Source organism: Breoghania sp., from assembly GCF_030066895.1.
Lineage (GTDB): Bacteria > Pseudomonadota > Alphaproteobacteria > Rhizobiales > Stappiaceae > Breoghania.
In genome coordinates, this window is sequence record NZ_JASJAV010000007.1 from 109,247 (window position 1) to 134,468 (window position 25,222).

Below are 25,222 nucleotides of genomic sequence, written 5' to 3' on the forward strand. Positions count from 1 at the left end.
GCAATCAATGTACGGAAAATGATACATTCTCCCGGTATGTCTTATTGGCATACAGGTTGATTGAGAAATCATATTTCCTATTCGTTTTCCCGATACAACAAATGTAAAAAAATATAACGAGAGAGACATCCAGGTTCAAATTATTTTTTACGAAAAAAATTACACGATAGCCCAATGCAGGCATTGGATTTTGTGGAAAACTGATGGAAAATAGAATTCTAACTACTTTCCGAACGGAGTCGTTTTCAGTTTCTCAATTTCTGAAAGAGCTTGCGATCCAACTGCCGGGATCGACATACACTGCGCAGGTGGGCGGGGTCTCGTCGGAGACCGGAATGTGGAGGCGCGTCACAGTTCCCTCCACCTCGCAATAGGCAGAGAGCTGACCGAGATAGGCGCACATCAGGTGCGTGCTCACCGGGCCTTCGGGGCACTCGCCCATAACTTCCTCGTAGCCCGCCGGACCGGAGATCTCCAGTTGCGCCTGCTGCCGCCGGTGATGGCGATGGAAACGGCTTCGCCGGGCAACAGAACGTCAAAACGAGGCGGCAGCAGGTCGGCCAGGATGAAGGCCAGCGGTATCGCCTTGTCGAGCACGAGGGTCGTGCGGTCGGGATCGTTGACGGAGAAGCGGATGCGGCTCGAGGTCAGCTTGACGGGCTCGCGCAAGGCGTCCACCACCTCACGCACCAGATCCTCCAGCCCGACATCCGTTCCCTCGTTGGCCGCATAGGAAACGCGGAAGGCGGCAGAGATGCCCAGAACGCGCTCCAACGGCGCCGCGCAGGGCCGCCTTGTCGCTATCGAGCGTCGCCTCACGCCGGCTGCATGCCGAGAAGGCTGGCGATCATCTGCAGCGTGTTCTTGATGCGGTGGTGCAGCTCACGCGTTAGGCGCTGCTGCTCGGCCAGGGAGTTCTCCAGATCGCGCGTACGATAGGCGATACGGTCGGCCATCATGTCGAAGGTCATGCCGAGAAGCTGGATCTCGGCCGGGGCGCGCTCGAGGCGGCCGACGCGCGCGTCGGTGTCGCCGGCGCCGTATCGGCGGAAGGTCGCGTAGATGTGGCGCAAATACTGCAGCAGGAAGCGCTGCATGCCGAAACGCAGAACCACGAAAATGACGGCAAGCAGCAATGCGGGAATGAGTAGGGACTTGGCGATACCGAACCACGGTTCCCAGATGGTCTGTGATCGCAACAGGCCGATGACGATCCGGAAATTCGTCCCGGTGATCGGCACGACCGCCACAATCCATCCCTTTTCGGGACTTTGAACCGATGACGTCGTATCGCCGGAAAAATCGCGTTTCTTTACGAGCCTGAGGAAGCTGGCCTTCTCTTCCTTGCGGTCCGAATAGTCGGCCAGAATCTGCCCCTCCGGCGTCAGTAGCGCGAAGCTCGCGTGGCTCGACGTGGTCGCGGCAATGGGAGCGGTCAGCACCGCACGGGGCCGCAATCCGATGGAGACGATCACGTGATCGTCGACGGATTTGCGGGTGACGAGAATGGCCTCGGGCTCGCTAGCCTGAATATCCTCGAAAGCAGAAGAAACCTCATCGCCTTCGCGATGGCGCGTGCGCGCGCAGACCGGCAGTCCATCGACCGAGATCCGCAGGCTCATCGCCGGGCGCAGTTCGTCCTGCAAGGACTGGAAGACCGCATCACACGTGGCCGCGCCCGTGTTGACACGCGCCGTCAGTCCGGCCGCGAAGCCTTCCGCGCGCGCGATGATCTTCGCACTCGACTGCCCGATAAGCCGTGCGTAATCGATAAAATCGACCCGCGCCATATCCACCCGACGCACATGAGCCGCGTAGAAGAACGCGAAAGAGAGTACGGCAAGCGGCACCAGCGCACCCGCGACGTAACCGAACAGGTGACGGTCGATTTTTGGACTTGAGACGGGGAGCTTAGCCCATGGCACAACTTTTGGACGCCGCTACAGAGGTTACGGAAAGAACTGCCTGGGCGGAGCCGTCAGGTTCGAATTCGTCTGCCGAGGTAACACTCAGCATTTCCGCCAATTTTGCCCGGGCGCGATTGACGCGGCTTTTTACCGTACTGATCGCGCATCCGCAAATTTCCGCAGTCTCCTCATACGAAAAGCCGGATGCCCCCACGAGGATGAGCGCTTCGCGCTGGTCCTCGGGCAGCTTGTCGAGAGCGGCACGGAAATCGACGAAGTCGAGATGCCCCGGTTGCTCGGGATGCTCGGCCAGGTTGGCGGCGTAGGTTCCGTCGGAATCCTGTACCTCGCGCTTAACCTTGCGGCAGTTGGAATAAAAGGTGTTGCGGAGAATGGTGAAGAGCCAGGCGCGCATGTTCGTGCCCGCCGTGAAGGAGTGGAGATTGCCCCACGCCTTCATCAGCGCTTCCTGAACAAGATCGTCGGCACGGTCGCCCGCTCCAGTCAGCGACGCGGCGAAGGCACGCATGCTGGGAATGCAGGCGACGAACTCGTTGCGCAATTCGGGGGGTTACGTCCGCCATATCACTTGTGCCCCCAACCTTGGTCCGCGGAATCAGCTTCTTCGAGTTGCTCCAGCAACCGGGCTATGCGGTCGGGAACGGGCTCATCGAGAACATTGTCATAGATCGACTTCAACTAGCTGCCGATCTTGGCCTGGATGTCATCGTTGAAGCCGGCATGCGTATGCCGACCGTCACCCTCATCCGCCACGATGTCTCTTTTCATGGTTTACTCCCCTCGCCGGCCCTGGCACGGCTCGCCAGGACTGGCGCTACTCAACGGCCCCGATACGCTGGGCCGCCCACTGCCGCAGCACCTTGGCGGCAAGCGGTGTGTTGTCCGCATTTCATTGTGCGACCAGACGGTTAACTGATCTTCGTCATGCGGATTGTTCGACATACGTTACGAAAACAACGCCGAACCCGGCTACCGGTTCCATTGGGAGAGCAAAATTTCGAGCTTTCCTGAAGCCGCATCACTCAGCTCCGCTTTCGGACCCTCGATGAGCGGCCATGCCGTGTCAGCGGATCATTCCGCGGTGTCCGTCGCGGCATCGGTGTCGGCATCAACATCATCGCCGATCCCGATCCAGCGTGAGAGTATCCAGCACAGCGAGGCCGCCAGACCGGGCAGGAGATCCCAAGCCCCAGAGGTGCTGCCGTGTCGCCGACGATCGTACTGCAGGTAAAGGCGATCGCGAACTGAAGTGCGCCCAGCAGTGCGGAGCCCGCACCTCGGCGTTCGGGGTAGGCGCGCATGGCAAGCGACATGAGGTTTGCGCTGAGCGATCCCACCATCGCGATGGAGATCCACAAGGACGCGATCAAAAGCCAGAGATGGGGCGTGGAAGAGACAAGGAGAATTCCGACCGCGCCCGCCAGGAACAGCGGCAGCCCCCAGTTGACGAGCGTCACGACGCGGATCTTTTCGAGAAGGATCCCGTTGAGGCGCGACGCGATGATGAGACGACTGCCACCAGACCGAAGCAGAGCCCGTACTGAATGTTGGTCAGGCCGTAATGCCCGATGAAAATGGAGGAAGAGGAGATGATGTAGGAGAACACGGCCGCCTGAACAAAGGCGGCGCCGCCAGGCTCGGCAGAAGATAGGTTTTCTGCCCCAACAAACAACCCGGCATAGTCGCGAAAGGCGGCAGTAATGGGCGTGCGCGTGCGCCGGGAGACGGGCAACGTCTCGGGAATGATCCACCAGCTCAGCCCGAAGGCGGCCAGGTCGACGACCAGCATCATGACGAAGACCGACTGCCAGCCGACGAAGGTAACGAGAAGGCTGCCGAGAAAGGGCGCCGTTATCGAACTAAGGCTCATCAGGGTGACGAGCAAGGTCAGCATCTGGATGGCGCGGCGACCCGTGTACATGTCAGATATCACCGCGCGCCCGACGACCATGCCTCCGCATGCCCAGACCGCATGAACAAGGCGCAAGGCGATGAACGGGCCGACACTGTCGACGCAAAGCAGCAGGACGGTGGCGATGCAGAAGACCGCGATACCGAACAGAAGCGGCCCGCGCCGCCCCATGCGGTCGATCAGCGGCCCAACCATCAATTGTCCAATGCCCAGGCCCAGGAAGAACACGGACAGCGAAATTTCAAGCGAACCGTCGGGGACGTTGAAAGCGGCCTGGATATCGTTGAAGGCCGACAGATACATGTCGGTGGAGAGCGGCGGAAAGATCGCCAGCAGAGCCAACACGACCGCGACAAATCCTTCGGACTTGCGGCGCGACACCGACGCCTGAACCATAAAGCCACACCCTTTCGCTATCCCGTTAATCGACGGGCCCGACCCGAAGTATCCTCCGGCACCGAGCCCCTTACGGCTCCATAGAATGGACGTATTTCAGCTTTAAGTGAATTTATTATTCATTTCCAAATGTTTTTCGGAATAGTGCGGCAATTTCATTCTGGCTTTTTCAGGCGATAGATTTTTGAAGCTTCGCATCTGGATAGGATTTTTACGTATACGGAACTTCAAGTTTGTTTCCTCTGGAGCAGAAAACTCTTATCGACGACGGTCGTCAACGTCCCTGGGCCAGGGTCCAGTTCAGAAGTCGCCACCAGTCGGTCATGCGGATCGGGGTGCCGTGGGACCCGGTGGCGAAGACGGTCAGCCGGGTGGGGTAGCCCGCCGAATGGAGGCTTCTGAAAAAGGCGATCTGCTTTTCCGCCGGATAGACGGGATCATCGCCACCGTGGGTGAAATAGATCGGAAGGCGGCGACGGTAGGCGATGATGCGGGAAAAGTCCGGATTAGGAGCGCCGCCGAGAATGGCAAGGCCGGTCAATTGCGAGACCGCGTGCACATCCTTGGCCACGCCCCAGCAGATGAAGCTTCCCATGGAGGCACAGGCCAGAATGACCGGACGACCGTCGTTGCGCTTCGAGACCTCGCCGATCAACCGGAAGACGGCATCGACGCCGCCATCTCCGAAGTCGCGCACAGTGGGCGAATAGTAGCTGCCGTCGTTTTGCACAACGAGGTTCTTCAGGCGGTTGAAATCGCCGCCGAAAGTATCGTCGTTCACGCCCAGCGAACGATCGCCGCCACGTCCGTGGATGAAGATCACCGAGAAGGCGTTGCCGCGTTTAAGGCCGACCCGCGTGAAGGCGACACGGTGATCGCCGAGGCTCAGGGTTTCATCGGCCTGCTGGCTCGTTACACGCAGGGAAACGTAGTTCCGCCGCACTCGCTTTCCGGGACAAGATCGCGCCCGTAGAGATCGCGTTGCTTGTTGTAATCGATGACGATCAGCGCACCGTCATCTGACACATCGAGGATCGGTTGATCGGAAAAAAGATTGTTCTTGAAGATCTTGAGCGGAAAATCAAGCGCCTGGGCGGGAACGAGGAAAAGGCACAGGAGCGCAGACAGGGCCGCAAACGCGACCGTCGGCGCAACCCGCGGCAACGCTCCGAATGGAAGGGATGTGTAACGCATCATGCTCACTGGTTCTGGGGGTGCCACAGGCGACTCCGCGCCGCTCTGGCGCACCAACGATGCGATTGCAACAACGCCCAGTCTCTTCCGTTGCGCTGTCCCCCGGCGGGTTTCCGGCGGAGGACACGACTACGAGAGAAGCGATATCAGGAGGTTACCGATGTTCAGTGGCGGTGCCCGGCATGGCTGTATTCGCGGGCATCGTGTACCATGACCTCCACCTCGATTTCGAGGGTCTCGGCCTTCTCGAAGGTGAGCGTCAATGTCATACTCCGCACCCTCGGCCAACAGGTGGTTCAGACCGTCTAGACGCAGCGCCACCCTGGCGGGGTCGAGCTTGAATTCGTGCTCGGCGGGGATCTCTATCGCACCGACCTTCACGTCCTTCAACGTCCCCTCGCCCGTCATCTTCATGCCGACGATGTGAACGGAAGCCGCGATTTCCGTGCTGGCGGAAAGAAGACGATCCGTGCCGCCGGAATTCTCGATATCCATGAAGACGAAGGTATGCCCGGCCTCGAAGGCATGTGCGTGATGATGGTCGTGGTCATGGTCCTCGCCGTGGTGTTCGGCGGCATGGGCCGGCAGGGCGGCGGCGAGAACAAGCGCGGTGGCCAGCGCAAGGCGGCGGACGGGGGGAAAATCGGGGCATAGCTCGGCTCACGGAAACGCACTCCACAGGACAGAACTGAAGCGCGCTGAGATAAGCACGGCCATGCAACAGGATTGTTACGTCAGCGCATCAAATGCCGATTTGCCTCAGGCAAATGTCGATGGGCCCCGTATCGACAGGGAATTCGACGCGGCCTGTGGGAATGCGCCCGGCATGGAGAGCGCATTTCCCGCAAGCCGAAGCCGTTATTTCGTTTCTACCGACAGGCCGTCATTCCCGACCTCGACTTCGATGCAAGAGGTTTTCTGACGTTCCTGATAGTAGAAATATCCGAAACTTCCCGCGACGACGGCAAATATGGCGACGAGTGCGGCAAGTGCGTTACGGGTCATCGAGTTTGTTCCCTCGATCTGTTGCGCAGCTCCAAGTGGAACTTCGAACCTTTGTCCATGCAATAAACGCCGCAACCGCGTCTGCGTTCCGTTCTCCTTGCGTGTGACTTCAAGCAAGCATGTTTGAACGCCGTCTTTTGCCGCAAATGAAAAGCGCGCCCGGGCCTTTGCCCGGACGCGCCGCATCGATCTGCCTTGAACAGATTCCGATCAGATATGGATCGGCTTATCGTAGGTGGCCATGGCCGCTTCGCGCACGGCTTCCGACTGTGTCGGATGCGCGTGGCAGGTGCGTGCGAGGTCTTCCGAGGAGCCGCCGAATTCCATCAGGACGGCAAGCTCGTGGATCATCTCGCCGGCACCGGCGCCGATGATGTGGGCGCCGAGCACTCGGTCAGTCTCCGCATCGGCCAGCACCTTCACGAAGCCGTCCGTGTGGCCCATGGCGCGGGCACGGCCGTTGGCGGTGAAGGGGAACTTGCCAGCCTTGTACTTGATGCCGGCGTCCTTCAGTTCCTCTTCCGTCTTACCGACGGAGGCGACCTCCGGCATGGTGTAGACTACGCCCGGAATGACGTCGTAATTCATGTGGCCCGCCTGACCGGCGAGGATTTCGGCAAGTGCGGCGCCCTCGTCCTCGCCCTTGTGGGCGAGCATCGGGCCGGCGATCACGTCGCCGATAGCGTAGATGCCGTCGACATTGGTCTTGAAGTGACCGTCGGTCTTGACGCGCTTGCGCTCGTCGAGCTCCACACCGACCGTCTCCAGGCCGAGGCTTTCGGTGTAGGGGCAGCGACCGATGGCAACCAGCACCACGTCGGCCTCGAGCGTCTCGGCTTCAGCTTCGCCAGAGGAGGGCTCCACCGTGACCTTCAGGCCCTTGCCCTTCTTCTCCACGCCCGTAACCTTGGAGCCGAGCTTGAAGGAGAAGCCCTGCTTCTTGAGGATGCGCTGGAAGTTCTTGGCGACATACCCGTCCATGCCCGGCAGGATGCGGTCGAGGAATTCGACCACGGTCACCTCTGCGCCCAGACGACGCCAGACGGAGCCTAGTTCGAGCCCGATCACGCCCGCGCCGACGACGATCATCTTGCCCGGCACCTTGTCGAGCGACAGCGCACCGGTGGAGGAGACGATCTGCTTCTCGTCGATCTCGATGCCGGGAAGCGGGTCAACGTCGGAGCCGGTAGCGATGACGATGTTCTTCGCCTCGACCGTCTGGCTCTTGCCGTCTTCGCCCGTCACCTCGACCTTGCCCGGCGCCGCAATCTTGCCGGTGCCCTGGAAGGCGTCGATCTTGTTCTGCTTGAAGAGGAACGAGACGCCACCCGTATTGGCCTCGATGACCTGATCCTTGTGCTTCATCATCGCGGCCAGATCGAGCTTGGGCTTGCCGACCTTGATGCCGAAGCCCTCGAAGCTGTGGCCCGCTTCCTCGTACAGTTCGGAGGTATGAAGGAGCGCCTTGGACGGGATGCACCCGACATTGAGGCAGGTACCGCCATAAGTTGCGCGCTTTTCGACGACGGCGACCTTGAAGCCAAGCTGGGCTGCCTTGACAGCGCAGACATAACCGCCGGGGCCGGAGCCGATAATGCAGAGATCGTAGGACATCAGAGCCTCTTTACACGTTGATTCCTTGCCCACTGCGCGACATGCGGCCGGGCCGTTTGAATTTCTAGATCGCCCGCCCGCCGGACACGTCCACCACCGAACCGGTGGTGTAGGAGGTCGCGTCGGAGGCAAGCCAGAGCAGAGGATTGCGCGGGCAACTTTTCTTCAGCCGTCCCCGCGCGGGCCATTGGCAGACTTGCGCTGATCCGCGCCACCCTGTCGGGATCGCCGCCGCTGGCGTGAATTTCCGTATCGATGATGCCGGGCCTGACGGCGTTGACGCGGATCCGCTCCCCGGCAACCTCCTTGGCCAGCGCCATCGTGAAAGTGTCGATCGCCCCCTTGGCGGCGGCATAGTCGATATATTGCCGCGGGCGATCCTATCCACGCGGAGGCGGATGAAACGCTGACGATCGTGCCGCAGCGCCTCGTCGACCACGCCCGCATTGTTGACGAGCACGTCGAGCTGCCCGAAGCGAAGGTCCAACTCCTCGTACATGGCGAGAATGGGGTTCTCGTCTGAGATGTCGGCACGCACCGCATAGGCCTGGCCGCCATCGGCGACGATATCGCTCACGACCATTTCCGCGGCCCCGGCATCGAAGATGTAATTCACCGCGACACGGTAACCGCATTCACCCGCCAGACGCGCGGTGGCGGCGCCGATCCCGCGCGAGCCGCCAGTCACCAGCATGACGGGCGCGCTCAACGGATGGCTCCGTCTGCTGTCGAGATCCGGTCGTTGGACGCCGTGGCGTTCATGGATATCCGTTTCCTGCTTTGCCCGTTCGCGCTCAGCGATGCGGAACGAGGCGTTCCGATGCGCGGCCGCGGTCCCATGTGCCGCTCAGCGTGCCGTCATCGTTGACGATATAGATCACCGGATCGGCCAGTCCCCAATCGACGGTGAGCACGTTGCCGTTCAACCGGCCCGTGCCGCGATAGATTTGCCCGGCGATATCCCAGCGAAAGTGCGCGATATCGCCCGCCACCTCGATGCGTACACGCCCCGTATAGCGCGAGTCGTCTGAATTGCGTCCCTCCGCCCTGTAGGGGCCGGCAAGACGCGCCAGTCCGATGGAAGATTCGGGGCTCTGGCGGAGAGACCGAAGGCCCGCCCATCAGCGCCCCGGCATCCTGAGCGAACGCTACAGGCGCGCCCGGCGCAAGGAACATCACCGCGCAAACCGCGACACAGGCAGCCCGCCCTTGCGGACTTGAAAAGTTTCCGACCATCGCATCTTCCCGTCTCTCTCTAACGACTGCTCAGAGCGAGCTTCACGCCGAAACCGGCGAAGGTGAGCACAACCGTGCGGCGCATCCAGGTCACCACGGACTCGCGCTTCAGCACCGTCTCACCGGACAGGGCGGCAAAGGCCCCGTAGACGGCGAAGACGACGAAGGTCATCGCCATGAAGACCCCGCCCATCGCCAGCATCTGCACCGTTGCCGACTGCGATCCGTGCGAAACGAATTGCGGCAGAAAGGCAAGGAAAAAGACGGAGAGCTTGGGATTGAGGACGTTGATCAGGCAGGCGGTGCGCGCGATCGCGAAAAGCGACCGGCGCTCAGGATGCTGCCGGCCAGCGGCGAGCGAACCGGAGTCCTTCAACGTCTGCCATGCGAGATAGAGGAGGTAGGCCGCGCCCGCGTATTTCAGCACCTGAAAAGTGAGCGCTCCGGCATGCATCAGCGCCGACAGGCCGAGGACAGCCGCCAGGATCGACGGCACGATGCCGAAGGTGCAGCCAAGGGCGGCGGCAAGCGCGGCTGCGCGTCCGCGCGAAAGGCCGGTCGTGACCGTGTAAACGACGCCGGGGCCCGGAGCGAGCACGACGACGAGCGCTGTGATCAGGAATTCCGGACCCATGGCCCCAGTCCCCCTGCCCCTTGCCCGACGGCCGCCCCGATGACAGGGCGGCCCGGCAAAGGGTTGCTAGAGGTCCAGCACGAGACGCTGGACGTCTTCGAGGCTTTCCTTAACGCGCACCAGGAAGGTCACAGCCTCCTTGCCGTCGACCACGCGGTGATCATAGGAAAGCGCCAGATACATCATCGGACGGGCGACGATCTGCCCGTTCACGACCATCGACCGCTCCTGGATCTTGTGCATGCCGAGAATGCCCGACTGCGGCGCATTCAGGATCGGCGAGGACATCAGAGATCCGTAGACGCCGCCATTGGAGATCGTGAAGGTGCCGCCCTGCATCTCGTCGATGCCGAGCTTGCCGTCACGCGCCTTGCGGCCGAATTCGCCGATCTTCTTCTCGATCTCGGCGATCGACATCTGATCCGCGTCGCGCACCACCGGGACCACGAGGCCCTTGTCGGTGCCGACCGCCACGCCGATGTGGCAGAAGTTCTTGTAGATGAGGTCGGTGTCGTCGATCTCGGCGTTGACCGCCGGGACGTCCTTCAGAGCGTGGCAGACAGCCTTGGTGAAGAAGCCCATGAAGCCGAGTTTGACGCCGTGCTTCTTCTCGAAGAGCTCCTTGTAGGTTTTGCGCAGCTCCATGATCGGGCCCATGTCCACCTCGTTGTAGGTGGTGAGCATGGCGGCCGTGTTCTGCGCATCCTTCAGGCGGCGGGCGATGATCTGGCGCAGCTTGGTCATGCGCACGCGCTCTTCGCGCACCTCGTCCTCGGCCGCGACGGGGCCGCGCGCGGCGACAGGTGCGGCAGCAGACGGCGCGGTGTTCGCCATGGCGGCGAGCACGTCGCCCTTCAGGACCTGACCGCGCTTGCCGCTGCCTGCGACCTGATCGGCGGACATGCCTTTCTCGGCCATCATCTTCTGAGCGGACGGGGCCGGCGGCATGTCGGAGCCGGCGCTTGCGGCCGGCGCTGCTGCTGGGGCGGCGGGAGCCGGAGCCGGGGAGGACTTTTCTTCCTTGGCCTCGGCGGGCTTGGCGGCCGCGCCCGATGCGCCTTCGGCGAGCGATCCGAGCAGGGCGCTGACCTCCACGGTCTCACCCTCCTGCACGAGGATGCTCTCCAGTGCACCGGCGGCCGGTGCGGGGACCTCGATCGTCACCTTGTCGGTTTCCAGCTCGACGAGCGGCTCGTCGACGGCGACGGCGTCCCCCGGCTTCTTGAACCACTGTGCGATGGTGGCTTCGGTCACGGATTCGCCCAAGGTGGGCACGCGGATTTCCGTTGCCATTGTGTTTCGTCTCTTCGATTGGCAGGCCAGCTGCGGTTACAACATCTCTATGCGGATATCGGCGGACGCACGCGGCGCCCGCCGGAAAATCAGGATTCGGCGTAGGCCTCGTCCAGGAAGGTGCGAAGCTGCGCCTGATGCTTGGACATGAGGCCCGTGGCGGTCGCGGCAGTGGCCGGACGGCCGACGTAACGCGGACGGGCGCACTGCGCACCGATCTGGGTCAAGGCCCATTCGATATAGGGCTGAACGTGTGTCCAGGCCCCCATATTCTTGGGCTCTTCCTGACACCAGATCATGTCGGCGTTCTTGAAGCGGGTCAGCTCGTGCACCAGCGCCTTGGTCGGGAACGGATAGAGCTGTTCGACGCGCAGCAGGTAGACGTCGTTGATGCCGCGCTTCTCGCGCTCTTCCAGGAGGTCGTAGTAGACCTTGCCCGAACACATCACGACGCAGCGGATCTTCTCGTCCGCCGCCAGCTCGGTCGAGCTGCCCGCCGGAGATTCCGCATCGTCCCACAGGATCCGGTGGAAGGAGGAATCGTCCGCCATCTCCGACAGCTTGGAGACGCAGCGCTTGTGGCGCAGCAGCGATTTCGGCGTCATCAGGATGAGTGGCTTGCGGAAGTCGCGCTTCATCTGCCGACGCAGGATGTGAAAGTAATTGGCAGGCGTCGAGCAGTAGGAGACCTGCATGTTGTCTTCCGCGCAAAGCTGGAGATAGCGCTCCAGACGGGCGGAGGAGTGCTCCGGCCCCTGGCCCTCATAGCCGTGCGGCAGCAGGCAAACGAGGCCCGACATGCGCAGCCACTTGCGCTCGCACGACGACAGGAACTGATCGAAGATCACCTGCGCGCCGTTGGCGAAGTCGCCGAACTGGGCCTCCCAGAGCGTCAGCGCGTTGGGCTCGGCCAGCGTGTAGCCGTATTCGAACCCCAGCACCGCCTCTTCCGACAGCATGGAGTTGATGACCTCGTAGCGCTCCTGGTTCTCGCCCACATTGGCGAGCGGGATGTAGCGGTCCTCGTTCTCCTGATCGTAGAGCACCGAATGGCGCTGCGAGAACGTTCCGCGCTCCACGTCCTGACCGGAGAGGCGCACCTTGTGGCCTTCACACAAAAGCGACCCGAAGGCCAGCGCTTCCGCCGTCGCCCAGTCGATGTTCTCGCCCGTCTCGATCATCTTGGCGCGGTTCGACAGGAACCGGCGGATGGTGCGGTGGGCATTGAAATCCTTCGGGATCGTGGAAAGCCGGTTGCCGATCTTGCGCAGACCGTCGAGCGCAACGCCGGTCTGACCGCGACGCGGATCGTCGCTGTCGGCAGCCTGCTTGAGACCGGACCACTTGCCGTCCAGCCAATCGGCCTTGTTCGGCTTGTAGGCCTGTCCCGCCTCGAACTCTTCCTCGTTGCGGTGACGCCATTCGGCCCTGAGTGCCTCGACCTCGTCCTTGGTGACGGTGCCCTCGGCGATCAGCTTGTCGGCATAGATCTGCAGCGTGGTCGGATGCTGGCGGATCTCGCGATACATGATCGGCTGCGTAAAGGCAGGCTCGTCGCCCTCGTTGTGCCCGAACCGACGGTAGCAGAACATGTCGATAACGACGGGCTTGCCGAAGGCTTGTCGGAACTCGGTCGCGATCTTGGCGGCATAGACCACCGCTTCCGGATCATCGCCGTTCACATGGAAGATCGGCGCTTCGATCATCTTGGCGACGTCAGAGGGGTACGGCGAAGAGCGCGAGAAGCGCGGGTTCGTCGTGAAGCCGATCTGGTTGTTGATGATGAAGTGAATCGAGCCGCCGGTGCGGTGACCGCGCAGCGCCGACAGACCGAAGCATTCCGCCACAACGCCCTGACCGGCAAAGGCCGCATCGCCGTGCAGCAGCAGCGGCAGAACCTTGGAGCGGTCGACGTCGACCGTCTCCACCCAGTGCCCGCCCTTCATGGAATGCTGGTCCTGCTTGGCGCGGGCCTTGCCCAGCACCACCGGATTGACGATTTCCAGATGCGAGGGGTTGGCGGTCAGCGACAGGTGGACGTTGTTGCCGTCGAATTCGCGGTCGAACGAGGCGCCGAGGTGATACTTCACGTCGCCGGAGCCTTCCACGTCGTCGGGAGCGTAGGAGCCGCCCTTGAACTCGTGGAAGATGGCGCGAAGCGGCTTGCCCATGACTTGCGAGAGCACGTTCAGACGGCCACGGTGGGCCATGCCAAAGACGATTTCCTGCAGGCCAAGCTGACCGCCGCGCTTGATGATTTGCTCAAGGGCAGGCAGCAGCGCCTCGCCGCCGTCCAGACCGAAGCGTTTGGTGCCGGTGTATTTCACATCGAGGAACTTCTCGAAGCCCTCGGCCTCCACCAGCTTGTTGAGGATGGCCTTCTTGCCTTCCTGGGTGAAGCTAATCTGCTTGTCCGGGCCTTCGATGCGCTCCTGGATCCAGGCCTTCTCGGCCGGATCGGAAATGTGCATGAACTCCACCGCCAGCGTGGAGCAGTAGGTGCGCTTGAGGATCTCCAACATCTCGCGGATGGTGGCGAATTCCAGCCCCAGCACGTGATCGATGAAGATCGGATGATCCCAGTCGGCATCCGTGAAGCCGTAGGTAGCCGGATGCAGCTCGACGTGATCCTTCGGCGGCTCCAGTTTCAGCGGATCGAGATCGGCGTGCAGATGGCCGCGCATGCGGTAGGCGCGGATCATCATCAGCGCGCGGACTGAATCCCGTGTGGCCTGCTGGACCTGCGCCTCGGACATCGGCGCGCCCTTGGCTTCCGCCTTGCCCTTGATCTTTTCCGCGATCTTCGGCTCCAGCGCGCCCCAATTGCCGTCAAGTGCGGCAACCAGCTCGCCGTTTGCCGTTATCGGCCAGTCGGGCCGTTTCCAGCTCGCTCCGCGCGCTTCCTTGACGACGTCCGAAGGCGCATCCTTCAGATTGGCGAAGAAATCCCGCCATACCTCGTCCAGGAAGCCCGGATCTTCCTGATAACGCGCGTAAAGATCTTCGATGTAGGCTGCGTTGGCGCCATATAGGAACGACGTCAGTGCGAAAGCTTCGTTCGCGTCCTGCCGTGCCATAATGTCTGTCAGCGAAGGGTCTTGACCTTCGCCCCACTCGTGACGGCACGACCACCGGGCCGTGCCTTGTGCCCATTTTGAGGACGCCAGGGGCGCCCCCGATGATCGATGAAGACGGCCGCTGTCGGCCGCCCCGGTCTCGTCAAATTGCGTCACCATGCCGCAAGGGCATAAGAACCGAAAGACCTTGCTAAACCTGTAACGCGCTTAGGTGCAAGATCTTAAGCATTCATGCGGGGCGGCGGCGGGACTGCCGCCGACACCTTTTCAGGTTCAGCTCTTCAGGACCTGGACCAGCGTCTCGCCCAGCTTGGCGGGGGAGGGAGAGATCTTGATCCCGGCGGCTTCCATCGCCGCGATCTTGTCCTCGGCTCCGCCCTTGCCGCCGGAGATGACGGCGCCGGCATGGCCCATGGTCCGGCCCGGAGGAGCGGTGCGACCGGCGATGAAACCGGCCATCGGCTTGGAACGGCCCTTCTTCGCCTCGTCGGCAATGAACTGGGCGGCGTCCTCCTCGGCCGAGCCGCCGATCTCGCCGATCATGATGATCGACTCGGTCGCGTCGCCTGCCAGGAACATTTCCAGCATGTCGATAAACTCGGTGCCCTTGACCGGGTCACCGCCGATGCCGACGGCCGTCGTCTGGCCAAGCCCGGCATTCGTGGTCTGGAACACCGCTTCGTAGGTCAGCGTGCCGGATCGAGAGACGATACCGACCGAACCCTTCTTGAAGATGGAGCCCGGCATAATGCCGATCGTGCATTCTTCCGGCGTCAGCACGCCCGGGCAGTTAGGACCGATCAGGCGCGAGTTGGACTTGTCGAGCTTGGCCTTGACCTTGACCATATCCATCACCGGAATACCTTCGGTGATGCAGACGATGAGCGGCACTTCCGCCTCAATCGCCTCGATGATCGCGACACCGGCCCCAACGGACGGGACGTAGATGACGGAGGCGTCGGCCCCGGTCGCGTCCTTGGCGTCGGCAACGGAGGCGTAGATCGGCAGCTCGGCCGCGCCGTCGAGACCGGACGTCCAGGTCTCACCGCCCTTCTTGGGGTGCACGCCGGCGACCATCTTCGTGCCGTAGTAGGCAAGCGCCTGCTCGGTGTGGAAGGTACCGGTCTTGCCGGTCAGGCCCTGAACGATGACCTTGGTGTCTTTGTTGACGAGAATGGACATGAAATTCTAGTCCTCTTTGGGAGGCTTATGGTGAAGAGTTACCGGTAACCAATGTGGTTTTTGTAATGTCTATCCTTGGTCGCGATTGGGAAGTTAATTGCGCTGCCATCAGCCAGATAAGTGAGTTGAGAGGTGGGATACAAGTAGAGCTTTCTATCTTGTAGAAATTGAGTTACCGCAATAGCTAGATACCCAGATATACCCGACCATAAGATCACAGTATCGTATACTGGATAAATTAAGCTGCACTCTCCTCTTTCGTCCTCAAATAGACTTCCAATTTCCACAAATGACAGATGCCCGCGACTAACGACCGTTCTCTCAATCGTTTCTTTAATCGCGGACACAGTCATCATTTACCCCTTCACGGCCTTTACGATCTTCTGCGCGGCGTCATCGAGATCATCGGCGGCGATCACGTTGAAACCGCTCTCGTTGATGATCTTCTTGCCCAAATCGACGTTCGTGCCCTCAAGGCGCACAACGAGGGGAACCTGCAGGCCGACTTCCTTGACGGCCGCGACCACGCCTTCCGCGATCACGTCGCAGCGCATGATGCCGCCGAAGATGTTAACCAGGATGCCCTTCACGTTCGAGTCGGTGGTGATGATCTTGAAGGCCGCCATGACCTTCTCCTTGGAAGCGCCGCCGCCGACATCGAGGAAGTTCGCCGGCTCGGCGCCGTAGAGTTTGATGATGTCCATGGTGGCCATGGCGAGGCCCGCGCCGTTCACCATGCAGCCGATGTCGCCGTCGAGCGCGACGTAGGCGAGATCGAACTTGGAAGCTTCGATCTCCTTCTCGTCCTCTTCCGACTTGTCGCGCAGCGCCATCACGTCGTCGTGGCGGAAGAACGCGTTGCCGTCGAAGGAGACCTTGGCGTCGAGAACGCGCAGGTGACCGTCGGTCATGACGATCAGCGGGTTGATCTCCAGAAGGCTCATGTCCTTCTCGGTGAAGGCCTTGTAGAGGATCGGGAACAGCTTCATGCCGTCCTCACGCGCCGGGCTCTTCAGTTCGAGCGCGTCGCAGAGCTTGGCAGCGGCTTCCTCGGTGACGCCCGCGTCCGGATCGATCGGCAGGGGCAGGATCTTCTCAGGCGTGGAGGCCGCAACCTCTTCGATGTCCATGCCGCCTTCGTTGGAGGCGACGAATGCCACCCGGCCGACCGTGCGGTCCACGAGAATGGAAAGGTAAAGCTCGCTGTCAATGTCGGCGCCGTCCTCGATGTAGAGGCGGTTGACGACCTTGCCCGCGGGGCCGGTCTGCTTGGTCACCAGCGTGGAGCCGAGCATTTCCCCGGCATTGGCGACAACGTCTTCGACAGACTTGGCCAGGCGAACGCCGCCCTTGGCGTCGGCATCCAGTTCCTTGAACTTGCCCTTGCCGCGTCCGCCGGCGTGGATCTGCGATTTGACCACATAGAGCGGGCCCGGCAGCTGCTTGGCAGCGGCTTCGGCCTCGTCAGCAGAGAAAATCGGGACACCAGAGGCTACGGGGGCGCCGTATTCTTTCAGCAGCGCCTTGGCCTGGTACTCGTGGATGTTCATGGTGACTCCCTCGAGAAACATCTCGTTTCAAAATAGGCGAGCAGGTCAACGGCATTGCTCCTGGAGACCGGCACACCTTCGACAAGGAGCAGCAATCCGGACATATTTCCTCCCGATTCCCCCCTTCAAACAACAAAGGGGGAGCCCAATGGGCTCCCTTTTTTCAATCACGCAAGCGCAGGTTGAATCTTCTTGCACGCTTGAACGAGACCGTCGACGGCGGCGACCGACTTGTCGAAGTTCGCCTTCTCGTCGGAGTTGAGGTCGATCTCGATGATGCGCTCGATACCGCCCGCGCCGATCACGGTCGGGACACCGACATAGGTGTCGCTCAGGCCGTATTGGCCGTCCAGGTGCGCCGCGCAGGACAGAACGCGCTTCTTGTCCTTCAGGTAGCTCTCGGCCATGGAGATGGCGGAAGCGGCCGGGGCATAGAAGGCGGAACCGGTCTTGAGCAGGGAGACGATCTCCGCGCCACCGTCACGGGTGCGCTGAACGATCTTGTTCAGACGCTCCTTGGTGCACCAGCCCATCTTGACCAAACCCGGCAGCGGGATGCCGGCGACAGTTGAATAGCGGGTCAGCGGCACCATGGTGTCGCCGTGGCCGCCCAGCACGAAGGCCGTGACGTCTTCAACGGAGACGTCGAACTCGTCGGCGAGGAAATAACGGAAGCGGGAGCTGTCGAGCACGCCGGCCATGCCGACGACCTTGTTGGCGGGCAGGCCGGAGAACTTCTGCAGTGCCCAAACCATCGCGTCGAGCGGATTGGTGATGCAGATGACGAAAGCGTCAGGGCAGTACTTCTTGAGGCCCGCGCCCACCTGCTCCATGACCTTCAGGTTGATTTCCAGCAGATCGTCGCGGCTCATGCCCGGCTTGCGGGGAACGCCGGCGGTGACGATCACCACGTCGGAGCCTTCCAGCGCTTCATAGGTGTTGGTGCCAACCAGCTTTGCATTGAAGCCGTCGACAGGAGAGGATTCCGCCAGATCCAGGGCCTTGCCCTGCGGAACGCCTTTGGCAATGTCGAACAGGACGACGTCACCAAGTTCCTTGAGGCCTGCGAGATGAGCGAGCGTGCCACCGATCTGGCCCGACCCTACGAGTGCGATCTTGTTCCGCGCCATGCTGTTAGTTTACCTTTACGTAAACGTCAGAAAAGGTCATAGGTCATATGGTCGCGGGTTCGATACTCCCTTTGCCAGCTGGGCGCAACCGTCCGAACCCGTCTTCTGCGACTGTTAAGTGATAAAAAGTGCGTAGGGGAGGCGTGGAACCGCCGCAGAGGATCCCACGCATCTCCCTCTATTCCGCTACGTCCGCCAGATAGGCTTCGGAGCGCATCTCCGTCAGTCGGAAAATTGTACGATCAAATTCGAACTTCTTCGTACCACTGGTCGCTTGGTACAGATTGTCTAGCTCCGCTTCGGCCGAAACGATGAGTTTTATGCGCTGGTCGTACAATTCATCGATCAGATTGATGAAGCGCTTGGCTTCATTGCGCTTGTGCGCCTGAAGTACCGGCACGTACTCCAACACAATCGTGTGATAGGCATGCGCGATGCGCAGATAATCGGCCGCAGATAGGGCCGTTCGCACAGATCGGCGAAGGTGAAGCGGGCAACGCCGCATGCCGTTAACGGAACCTCGATCCAACGCCCCTTGACCTCGAGCCGGTCGACCCGGCCCTTGGTGCCCTGGGTAAGCGCATGCCAGATGCGCTCGATTTCCTTGTCCGCCACCTCGCCCAGCGGCGTGATGTAGACCGGGGCGCCGGCCAGTTTCTCCAGCCGGTAGTCGGTCGAAGAATCGAGGTTGAATACCTCCACCCGCTGCTTGAGCATCTTGATGAAGGGCATGAAATGCCCGCGGTTCAGGCCTTCCTTGTAGAGGTCGTCCGGATCGACGTTGGAGGTGGCGACCACCACAACACCGGCGTCGAAGAGCTTTTCGAACAGGCGGCCCAGCAGCACCGCATCGGCGATGTCGGTCACGGAGAACTCGTCGAAGCACAGAAGCCGCGTCTCTTCGGCAATCTCCGCGGCGACCGGAGCGACGGGGTCGCTGCCCTTCATCGTGCCCGCCTTGATCTTCTGGCACACGGCATGAATGCGCTCATGCGCATCGCTCATGAATTCGTGGAAATGGGCGCGACGCTTGCGCTTGACCACGGCGCGCTCGAAGAACAGATCCATCAGCATGGTCTTGCCGCAACCGACGGAACCCCAGACATAGAGCCCCTTCAGCGGCTCCTTGGGCTGCTTCTTGCCGAACAGCCAGCCGAGCGGGGAATGTTTGCTGGCGAGCCTACGCTCCGCCAGCGCCTCGTTCAGCGCATCCAGGCGGTCGATAATAGCACGTTGTGCCGGGTCGGAGGCCAGTTCCCCGGCGGCGACCATCGCCTCGTAACGTTCGCGTACGTTCGGCGTCAGCGATTGGGAAGCAGACATGGGCAGATTTCCATGCTCTCAGAGATCGGGACAGAAGGGTGTTTGCGCGCGCGGATCCGCACAGCCGAAGGAAGGACGAAAGGTCGCACGGCAGGCCCCTGCGATACAGTCTGTGTCCAGGCTTGACAAGCGCGCGAAAGCCCGAACCAGTTCCCGGATTACGCGGAGTAGGCCTAATCGTCTGACGACGCTGCGGCAGCTTTCGCGCTCATGAAGGCATCATCGATCGGAACCTGCAAGCCGATGGCCAACCGGTTTGTTTCGCTCGCCATGGCAACGACGGACTGCAGCTCCATCAGTTGCGCTTCGCTCATGCCCTTGGAGCGCGCTGCGGCCGTGTGCGAGCGGATGCAGTATTTACAATTGTTGGCGATGGAAACGGCGACATAGATCAGCTCCTTGGTGAGCGGATCGAGGCTGCCGGGCCCCATCACCTCCCGCAGACTCTCCCAGGTGCGTTTCAGCGCAGCCGGATTTGTTCGCCAGAACCCGCCGGAAATTGTTGATGAAATCCGTTTGCCGCACGTCACGGATCTCATTGATCACGGCGCGGGCTTCGGGCTTGATGTCGTCGTCGCCAAGAACAGGCACGAGGCACATCCCGCATCGAGGCGCGCGAATCAATCAATTCGCAAACGTCGGATTACGGCTCGGCGCGGCCATTTTCCCGGAACCATCAGTTTTCGGAAGAAAACGAAACGACAGGTTGCAATCCGCGCAACCCACGGATGCCGCGACGAGAGGCTCGTGCAACCTATGCGGCAATTTTGCAACAAATGCTTGAAATTAGTTTTTATTCGAAAAACAACCTTGCAGGCGGTGCGAAGGAGCGCAAACAAGAGCTTGAAGGATTTGAATTGGGCGTAAATTTGACGGCAAGGCCCGTTTTTTTGCGCCGCGATCTACAACTAAAAAGTGCAGACTTTCCGGGGCTGTTTTCGATGCATTCAATGCGTGTTCCTGCGTTTTCTCCCGCGCGTGCCAAAAGCACGTCACTCTGCCGCCTCCTTGTGGCCGGCGCATCCGCGGTCGTCTTGTCCCTCGGCCTGAGCAGCGCCGCACTCGCGGACGATCTCGACACGACGGACACATGGGATGGGTCGTCATCGATATCGTCCTGGGGAGACGCCGGCAGCGCGACTTACAGCCAGACCATCACCGTGGACAGCGACACCACGATCTATGGTTTCAGCTTTGAACTGGCGCTGATCGGCGGCAGCACGGTTCAATATCAGGCCTACGTGTACGAATGGGATTCGTCGACCAACACTGTCGTCGGCAACGTGCTCTACGTGTCCGACGTCCAGACCGCGCCCGATAGCAGCAGCTTTACGACCGTCACGGTCAATACCGGCTCCACCACGCTTTCTGCCGGCAAGACATATGTCATTTTTCTCACCACATCAATCGTCAGCGATCAGTCGGGCGGTTATTACATCTGGGGGATGTCCGATGACAGCTATACGGATGGCGTTTTCGTCTACCTCAACAACGGCGTTTCCGGATCACCGGCGCTGGCCGGGACCGACGGCATGCCGTTGCTGCCATGCGGCTGATGACCGGCTTCCTGTCCCCATGCTGACGCCATCGCTGCCCTCGCGCAAGATGCCCAAGGTCAAGCCGCTCGGCGACGGCGAAGCGGCACTCGCAACGCATGACGAGAGCACCGGCGCAACCGGCGAAAAGACGGCGCAGACCTGAAACCCGTCGTGGTCTGGGGAGTTGCCTACAGCGCCTACAACAAGACCGACTATCGCTCTTCAAACCTCCGATACGCAGGCGCGCGCCTACGGCGTCATCACCGGTGTCGACAAGTGGCTCTCACCCGAGACATCGATCGGCCTGTCGCTCGGGCTCGGCCGCATGTCCTGGAACGTCGAGGATGGCAACGGCACCGGCGAGGGCCGGGTCTTCCAGCTCGGCGCCTACGGTCACCATCGCTCCGGCCCCCTCTATCTTTATCTTTCCGCAGGCGTTGCCGGAGCCTACCAGGACCTGTCGACCGACCGGACCTATAGCACGGCATCACTGAAGGGCCATCTCAATGGCTACAATGTCGGCGCGCGCATTGAGGCGGACCTGCTGCTCCCCGCGGACAGGACGATCTTCATGCCTTATGGCGCGGTTCAGACGCAGTGGCTGCACACGCCCGCCTATACCGAAGGTGGACCGGCCCTGCTGGCGATGTCCTTTGACGAAGGCGACACCATAGCCTCGCGCACCGAGCTGGGGCTTTGGGTCAACCAAATCTTCACGCTGGATTCAGGCAAGCCTTTCGCCCTTTTCGGTCGTGTCGGCTGGGCTCACAACTTCAATGACAGCCTGAACATCGACGCCGCCATGATCTCCGCCGGCACGGCATTCGAACTGAACGACGGCTGGTCGGTGGCCGGCAAGCTCGAAGGGGAACTGGGCGGCAGCTCGCAGACCTATCAGGCATCGGGCCGCATCGCCTATCGCTGGTAGGAAAGGTCCACGCGCTGCAAGGCTCGGGCAAACACCCGCGCGCCTTCAGCTTGCGAGCAGAACGGATTCCAGTCCCGCCTGACGGTTGCCGACATCCGCGGCCCAGGCAACAAGCCAGCGCTCACCGTCATCGCCGAGATCCGCCTTGTGGCCGCGCCCGTCCACCAGAATCCAGGCCTGGCCCGGCGTCGCCGCATCGACCACCACATGCTCGGCAAGCGTCAGGGCATCGGCCACATCGCGGGCGCGACAGGTGTCGCCCGCCTCGCTCCCGCCCGCTTCAACCGCCCGCAGGAAACTGTCGAGATCGCGGGTAATTACAACCAGTACGCGATGCTCCTCGCCGGAGAAAATGTGAAACCGGCACAGAGCCGGAACCCGGCCTGCTTCGGGCAGGTGCCAGCCGTTGCCGTTGCGCCGTCCCGTTCCGACCTCGCTCCAGTCGATCCGTGCGGAGAGATTGAGCGGCTTGCGGCTGCTCTCGAGCGCCTTGCGCAAGGGAGCCGGCAGTCCGCCGACCATAGCTGCGGCGGACACCATTCCGGTCTTTGCCTGTGCGGCCGCGCGCGAGACGGCAGATCCCAGCCGAACGCGCTGAAAAGTGACATAGCGCCGGGAGATATCGACCTGACGCACGCGCCAGCCCGCGGTCAGCCACGCCTCCTGATGCACCAGCAACCCGCCGGAATTCGCCCACCAGGTCCGATGGGTCGTCGCGCTCGCAGGAAGGGGCGAACCGAGGACGCCCTCGATTTCATCGAAACTCGCCGTCCACTCGAAATCTGCCAATCCGGCAAGGTGCTGCTTCAATGGATCATATTTCGCCATAGCAATATTCTCGCCCCAAATGTCGCTATGGTTACATTTCCTTACACGCTGGTCCAGCCAGATTTAAACTACGGGTAGCAGGAAATTATGTTGCGATATCAATAAATTACCGCAGCGTAAAATATGACTTTTTCTTTCAAATATTCGCATGAAACAAAAAATCCGCGCGCAGGGATGCGACGCGAATCGAGGAAAACCGGAAGGTTCGGGCCGTTTTCAGCTCTCACCCGGTTCCTGCACGGGGATGGAAAGCCCCGCGCGGATCGACAAGAACAGGGCCGTTCCGCGATCGATCAGCGGGAGACGGAAATGGGCTGCCCCGTGCTAGTGCGCCCGTCGTAGCGCTCGGGCGCGCTCTTGTAGAGGGTCGCGATCTGCGTGCCGTTGGCATCCTTGAGAAGGATCTGCGCACCGTTCAGATCCCAGACGGCAATGGCGCCCAGAGGAGCTCCGCCGCAGCCCTGGGTATTGGCACGGTAGCCACCGCTCCAAGTCGTGAGCGTCATGAACAGCTTGCAGGAATTGCCGGCCGAAGCGATCGTCCAACCGCCGAGAAGCTCGGTCCGGCCGATTTCCGGAGCGGCGGGCGGCGGCGCGGACCGGGCACCGTCGGCGGGATTGCCGGCCGCCATATCGGTATTGGCGGGCGGCTGGGCATTCGGATTGTTCGGATCGTAATAGGGGCGTCCGTCCTCGCCAATCGGACGACCATCCGGACCGAGCGTTCCGCCGGGCGTGTAGGGACCGGAACCGTAACGTCCCGCAGGATCCTGATTCGGAGCGATTACGAGCGGCTGGAGATCGCCGCCCTGCGCCACGGGCTGGCGCGGCGCACTGATGTCCGGACCACGCGATCCGCCATAGTCGAAACGAGTACAGGCGGCGATCAAGGTTCCGAGACACAGCACTGCAGCGATGGATGCCGCTTTATTCATTCCGATTCGTTCCTTGATCTGTTTCGGCCAATCTAGTCGCCCGACGTCTCCGCGTGAACCGGGAAAGCACGTCCGACCGATACGCGCACGAAAGCCCACGATCGACAGCATGCGCCAAAGTGCAGCACGATTTGTGCTCGTCGTCGCACTTCAATACGGACGAAATATGATTTCCCCGAACCGCTACATCTCTTGCGGCGGCCTTTTACTGCAGGAACGACACCGTGGGTATTATCGATCACGTCGGATTTCCGCTTTCCGACTACCAAGCCTCCCGCGCTTTCTACGGAACCATCCTTGAACCGCTCGACATTCGGCCGATCATGGAAGTCACGCCGGAGGAGACGGGCAAGGACGCCCATTGCGGCTTCGGGATCGAGAAGCCGGAATTCTGGATCGGTACCGGCACGCCGTTGAGCGGCGTTCTCCATGTCGCCTTTACCGCGCCTGACCGAAAAACGGTGGATGAAGTCCATGCCCGTGCGATGGCGGCGGGAGCGCGGGACAACGGAGCGCCGGGCCTGCGGCCGCACTATCACAGCGCCTATTACGCGGCCTTCATGCTGGATCCAGACGGGCACAATATCGATGTCGTGTCACAAGCCTGCCGCATAGTCGGCACGCATGGGGCATAACCGTCACACGCTTGTCGGAAAAGATCTCTATCCGGCTGTCCGGGAACGGAGGACGATTCGTCTAACGGCGTGAGGTAAGGCCCGTGTGCAACGTGCTTTCCGTGTGTTCTGACAATGCGATTCTCGGTCCGATGGCCGAGGCCTGCCTGAAAAGATCTGCGCACGACGGGAGTTTGCGCGCATTTTCAGCCGCCGTGCATCCAGCTTCCCGGCTCAACCCTGCCTTGGAGCAGCTGTTGCGCGGGCGCGGTCACGCAAACGATGCCCTGCAACCGAAATCCTGGGAGGTCTTCGCGCTTCCCCATGCCCCGGCTCCCGATCTGCTGATCGGATTGGGCGTGTGTCTGCCGAGCGCGGAGCCCGACTGGACCGCACAGCCGGAGCGGTGGCACTGGCATCTCGATATCGGCAGCCCTCGCGCCGCCTCCCCCGATATTCCCGCCCTCTACCAGGCCATCGAAACGGCGGTGGGCGATTTTCTGCTCGGGCGCGACGACGTCCATCTGCCGCGCGCAGGTTGAGTGCGGCACGGCTGATCGCACTTCATCTGTGGCCATTCGGCCACCTCACCGTCGAAAAACGCTATTTCGCGTTCCTTCCGTGCGTTTCACGAAACGAAAACCTGCAAATCAGATTTTCGTTCACCTGACGACTGGCATACTGTCCGCACTGTTCAGGCGAAGGTTCGAGGAACAATGCGGAAGACGTTCAAGAGTACACTTCTCGGGTTTGGCGTGGCCCCGGCGTTTGCTGCCCCGGTTCTGGCACAGGGAACGACTTCCGGCCCGGCACCGGGAACCGATATCGTCCTCGAACTGGGTGCGGACGGACGCGTCTCACCGGAATATCCAGGCGCCGACAGCTACATTCTTTCGCCCATGCCC

The 25,222-nt window shown here is 61.4% G+C and carries 27 protein-coding genes and 3 pseudogenes; 6 read left to right on the forward strand and 24 right to left on the reverse strand.

Annotated features, from left to right (window positions below):
- Positions 1–253: 253 nt before the first annotated feature.
- The 9 genes from QNJ43_RS09680 to QNJ43_RS09720 form a co-directional block, all read right to left on the reverse strand.
- Entirely contained in the window at positions 254–418 is a 165-nt protein-coding gene (locus QNJ43_RS09680; protein WP_300469468.1) for a hypothetical protein, read from the reverse strand.
- Positions 415–774, reverse strand: a complete 360-nt coding sequence (locus tag QNJ43_RS09685; RefSeq protein WP_300469470.1) for a hypothetical protein — start codon at positions 772–774, stop codon at positions 415–417. Before QNJ43_RS09685 ends, QNJ43_RS09680 begins: the two co-directional genes overlap by 4 nt.
- 41 nt (positions 775–815) lie before the next feature.
- Positions 816–1,850, reverse strand: a complete 1,035-nt coding sequence (locus QNJ43_RS09690; RefSeq protein ID WP_300469472.1) for a histidine kinase dimerization/phosphoacceptor domain -containing protein — start codon at positions 1,848–1,850, stop codon at positions 816–818.
- Between the two features lie 61 nt (positions 1,851–1,911).
- Positions 1,912–2,469, reverse strand: coding sequence for a sigma-70 family RNA polymerase sigma factor (locus QNJ43_RS09695; protein WP_300469474.1), 558 nt, complete (start codon positions 2,467–2,469; stop codon positions 1,912–1,914).
- A gap of 23 nt (positions 2,470–2,492) precedes the next feature.
- Complete coding sequence (locus QNJ43_RS09700) at positions 2,493–2,606, reverse strand: NepR family anti-sigma factor (RefSeq protein WP_300469476.1); 114 nt, start codon at positions 2,604–2,606, stop codon at positions 2,493–2,495.
- 344 nt (positions 2,607–2,950) lie between these two features.
- A complete protein-coding gene (locus tag QNJ43_RS09705; RefSeq protein WP_300469478.1) occupies positions 2,951–3,385 on the reverse strand; it encodes a hypothetical protein in 435 nt (144 codons plus the stop codon).
- Positions 3,382–4,236 (reverse strand): MFS transporter, encoded by an 855-nt coding sequence (locus tag QNJ43_RS09710; protein WP_300469480.1) that lies wholly within the window; start codon positions 4,234–4,236, stop codon positions 3,382–3,384. Before QNJ43_RS09710 ends, QNJ43_RS09705 begins: the two co-directional genes overlap by 4 nt.
- A gap of 274 nt (positions 4,237–4,510) precedes the next feature.
- Positions 4,511–5,179, reverse strand: coding sequence for a hypothetical protein (locus QNJ43_RS09715; protein ID WP_300469482.1), 669 nt, complete (start codon positions 5,177–5,179; stop codon positions 4,511–4,513).
- Entirely contained in the window at positions 5,149–5,400 is a 252-nt protein-coding gene (locus QNJ43_RS09720) for a hypothetical protein (protein WP_300469484.1), read from the reverse strand. Before QNJ43_RS09720 ends, QNJ43_RS09715 begins: the two co-directional genes overlap by 31 nt.
- Positions 5,401–5,775: 375 nt before the next feature.
- On the opposite strand from QNJ43_RS09720, the gene QNJ43_RS09725 reads away from it, so the two are divergent.
- Entirely contained in the window at positions 5,776–6,084 is a 309-nt protein-coding gene (locus tag QNJ43_RS09725) for a hypothetical protein (RefSeq protein ID WP_300469486.1), read from the forward strand.
- A gap of 204 nt (positions 6,085–6,288) precedes the next feature.
- Here the strand turns inward: QNJ43_RS09725 and QNJ43_RS09730 are convergent, their stop codons facing one another.
- The 13 genes and pseudogenes from QNJ43_RS09730 to QNJ43_RS09785 all read right to left on the reverse strand — a co-directional run bounded on the left by QNJ43_RS09730 (position 6,289) and on the right by QNJ43_RS09785 (position 20,074).
- Positions 6,289–6,435: a hypothetical protein gene (locus tag QNJ43_RS09730; RefSeq protein WP_300469488.1), complete on the reverse strand. Its 147-nt coding sequence runs from the start codon at positions 6,433–6,435 to the stop codon at positions 6,289–6,291.
- Positions 6,436–6,645: 210 nt separating this feature from the next.
- Entirely contained in the window at positions 6,646–8,049 is a 1,404-nt protein-coding gene (gene lpdA, locus QNJ43_RS09735) for a dihydrolipoyl dehydrogenase (protein ID WP_300469491.1), read from the reverse strand.
- Positions 8,049–8,369: an SDR family oxidoreductase gene (locus tag QNJ43_RS26955; protein WP_346432922.1), complete on the reverse strand. Its 321-nt coding sequence runs from the start codon at positions 8,367–8,369 to the stop codon at positions 8,049–8,051. Before QNJ43_RS26955 ends, lpdA begins: the two co-directional genes overlap by 1 nt.
- A 113-nt stretch (positions 8,370–8,482) precedes the next feature.
- A pseudogene (locus tag QNJ43_RS26960) lies at positions 8,483–8,743 on the reverse strand (SDR family NAD(P)-dependent oxidoreductase); the annotation flags it as partial.
- A gap of 100 nt (positions 8,744–8,843) precedes the next feature.
- Positions 8,844–9,041, reverse strand: a complete 198-nt coding sequence (locus QNJ43_RS09745; RefSeq protein WP_300469493.1) for a hypothetical protein — start codon at positions 9,039–9,041, stop codon at positions 8,844–8,846.
- 263 nt (positions 9,042–9,304) lie between these two features.
- Positions 9,305–9,919, reverse strand: coding sequence for a LysE family translocator (locus tag QNJ43_RS09750; RefSeq protein WP_300469495.1), 615 nt, complete (start codon positions 9,917–9,919; stop codon positions 9,305–9,307).
- 66 nt (positions 9,920–9,985) lie between these two features.
- On the reverse strand, positions 9,986–11,212 hold the full coding sequence (odhB, locus tag QNJ43_RS09755; protein WP_300469497.1) for a 2-oxoglutarate dehydrogenase complex dihydrolipoyllysine-residue succinyltransferase: 1,227 nt from the start codon (positions 11,210–11,212) through the stop codon (positions 9,986–9,988).
- 89 nt (positions 11,213–11,301) lie between these two features.
- Positions 11,302–14,289 carry a 2-oxoglutarate dehydrogenase E1 component gene (locus tag QNJ43_RS09760; RefSeq protein ID WP_300469500.1) on the reverse strand — a complete coding sequence of 996 codons (2,988 nt, stop codon included), beginning with the start codon at positions 14,287–14,289 and terminating at the stop codon, positions 11,302–11,304.
- A gap of 273 nt (positions 14,290–14,562) precedes the next feature.
- A complete protein-coding gene (gene sucD / locus QNJ43_RS09765) occupies positions 14,563–15,471 on the reverse strand; it encodes a succinate--CoA ligase subunit alpha (RefSeq protein WP_300469502.1) in 909 nt (302 codons plus the stop codon).
- Between the two features lie 356 nt (positions 15,472–15,827).
- Complete coding sequence (gene sucC / locus QNJ43_RS09770; protein WP_300469504.1) at positions 15,828–17,021, reverse strand: ADP-forming succinate--CoA ligase subunit beta; 1,194 nt, start codon at positions 17,019–17,021, stop codon at positions 15,828–15,830.
- 167 nt (positions 17,022–17,188) lie between these two features.
- A complete protein-coding gene (gene mdh, locus QNJ43_RS09775; RefSeq protein WP_300469506.1) occupies positions 17,189–18,151 on the reverse strand; it encodes a malate dehydrogenase in 963 nt (320 codons plus the stop codon).
- A gap of 178 nt (positions 18,152–18,329) precedes the next feature.
- A pseudogene (zapE, locus tag QNJ43_RS09780) lies at positions 18,330–19,474 on the reverse strand (cell division protein ZapE).
- Positions 19,475–19,647: 173 nt separating this feature from the next.
- Positions 19,648–20,074 (reverse strand): annotated as a pseudogene (locus QNJ43_RS09785) (carboxymuconolactone decarboxylase family protein).
- 128 nt (positions 20,075–20,202) lie between these two features.
- On the opposite strand from QNJ43_RS09785, the gene QNJ43_RS09790 reads away from it, so the two are divergent.
- The 3 genes from QNJ43_RS09790 to QNJ43_RS09800 are packed head-to-tail and all read left to right on the forward strand — an operon-like array spanning position 20,203 to position 21,940.
- On the forward strand, positions 20,203–21,030 hold the full coding sequence (locus tag QNJ43_RS09790; RefSeq protein WP_300469508.1) for a hypothetical protein: 828 nt from the start codon (positions 20,203–20,205) through the stop codon (positions 21,028–21,030).
- 19 nt (positions 21,031–21,049) lie between these two features.
- Complete coding sequence (locus QNJ43_RS09795) at positions 21,050–21,175, forward strand: hypothetical protein (RefSeq protein ID WP_300469511.1); 126 nt, start codon at positions 21,050–21,052, stop codon at positions 21,173–21,175.
- Positions 21,176–21,196: 21 nt separating this feature from the next.
- Positions 21,197–21,940 carry an autotransporter outer membrane beta-barrel domain-containing protein gene (locus QNJ43_RS09800; protein ID WP_300469513.1) on the forward strand — a complete coding sequence of 248 codons (744 nt, stop codon included), beginning with the start codon at positions 21,197–21,199 and terminating at the stop codon, positions 21,938–21,940.
- Between the two features lie 45 nt (positions 21,941–21,985).
- Here the strand turns inward: QNJ43_RS09800 and QNJ43_RS09805 are convergent, their stop codons facing one another.
- Positions 21,986–22,768 carry a hypothetical protein gene (locus tag QNJ43_RS09805; protein WP_300469516.1) on the reverse strand — a complete coding sequence of 261 codons (783 nt, stop codon included), beginning with the start codon at positions 22,766–22,768 and terminating at the stop codon, positions 21,986–21,988.
- 293 nt (positions 22,769–23,061) lie between these two features.
- Positions 23,062–23,703, reverse strand: coding sequence for a protease inhibitor Inh/omp19 family protein (locus QNJ43_RS09810; RefSeq protein WP_300469518.1), 642 nt, complete (start codon positions 23,701–23,703; stop codon positions 23,062–23,064).
- Between the two features lie 230 nt (positions 23,704–23,933).
- On the opposite strand from QNJ43_RS09810, the gene QNJ43_RS09815 reads away from it, so the two are divergent.
- Complete coding sequence (locus tag QNJ43_RS09815) at positions 23,934–24,338, forward strand: VOC family protein (RefSeq protein WP_300469609.1); 405 nt, start codon at positions 23,934–23,936, stop codon at positions 24,336–24,338.
- Positions 24,339–24,421: 83 nt separating this feature from the next.
- On the forward strand, positions 24,422–24,859 hold the full coding sequence (locus QNJ43_RS09820) for a hypothetical protein (protein ID WP_300469520.1): 438 nt from the start codon (positions 24,422–24,424) through the stop codon (positions 24,857–24,859).
- The last annotated feature ends 363 nt before the right edge of the window (positions 24,860–25,222 follow it).

Bases quoted from the DNA above. Each gene is read 5' to 3' on its own strand.
- QNJ43_RS09790 (WP_300469508.1), top strand. From the start codon at position 20,203: ATGCCGCGACGAGAGGCTCGTGCAACCTATGCGGCAATTTTGCAACAA.
- QNJ43_RS09750 (WP_300469495.1), bottom strand. From the start codon at position 9,919: ATGGGTCCGGAATTCCTGATCACAGCGCTCGTCGTCGTGCTCGCTCCG.
- QNJ43_RS09710 (WP_300469480.1), bottom strand. From the start codon at position 4,236: ATGGTTCAGGCGTCGGTGTCGCGCCGCAAGTCCGAAGGATTTGTCGCG.
- sucD (WP_300469502.1), bottom strand. From the start codon at position 15,471: ATGTCCATTCTCGTCAACAAAGACACCAAGGTCATCGTTCAGGGCCTG.
- lpdA (WP_300469491.1), bottom strand. From the start codon at position 8,049: ATGTCCTACGATCTCTGCATTATCGGCTCCGGCCCCGGCGGTTATGTC.
- odhB (WP_300469497.1), bottom strand. From the start codon at position 11,212: ATGGCAACGGAAATCCGCGTGCCCACCTTGGGCGAATCCGTGACCGAA.
- QNJ43_RS09810 (WP_300469518.1), bottom strand. From the start codon at position 23,703: ATGAATAAAGCGGCATCCATCGCTGCAGTGCTGTGTCTCGGAACCTTG.
- QNJ43_RS09805 (WP_300469516.1), bottom strand. From the start codon at position 22,768: ATGGCGAAATATGATCCATTGAAGCAGCACCTTGCCGGATTGGCAGAT.
- sucC (WP_300469504.1), bottom strand. From the start codon at position 17,021: ATGAACATCCACGAGTACCAGGCCAAGGCGCTGCTGAAAGAATACGGC.
- QNJ43_RS26955 (WP_346432922.1), bottom strand. From the start codon at position 8,369: ATGGCGCTGGCCAAGGAGGTTGCCGGGGAGCGGATCCGCGTCAACGCC.
- QNJ43_RS09730 (WP_300469488.1), bottom strand. From the start codon at position 6,435: ATGACCCGTAACGCACTTGCCGCACTCGTCGCCATATTTGCCGTCGTC.
- QNJ43_RS09795 (WP_300469511.1), top strand. From the start codon at position 21,050: ATGCTGACGCCATCGCTGCCCTCGCGCAAGATGCCCAAGGTCAAGCCG.
- QNJ43_RS09760 (WP_300469500.1), bottom strand. From the start codon at position 14,289: ATGGCACGGCAGGACGCGAACGAAGCTTTCGCACTGACGTCGTTCCTA.
- mdh (WP_300469506.1), bottom strand. From the start codon at position 18,151: ATGGCGCGGAACAAGATCGCACTCGTAGGGTCGGGCCAGATCGGTGGC.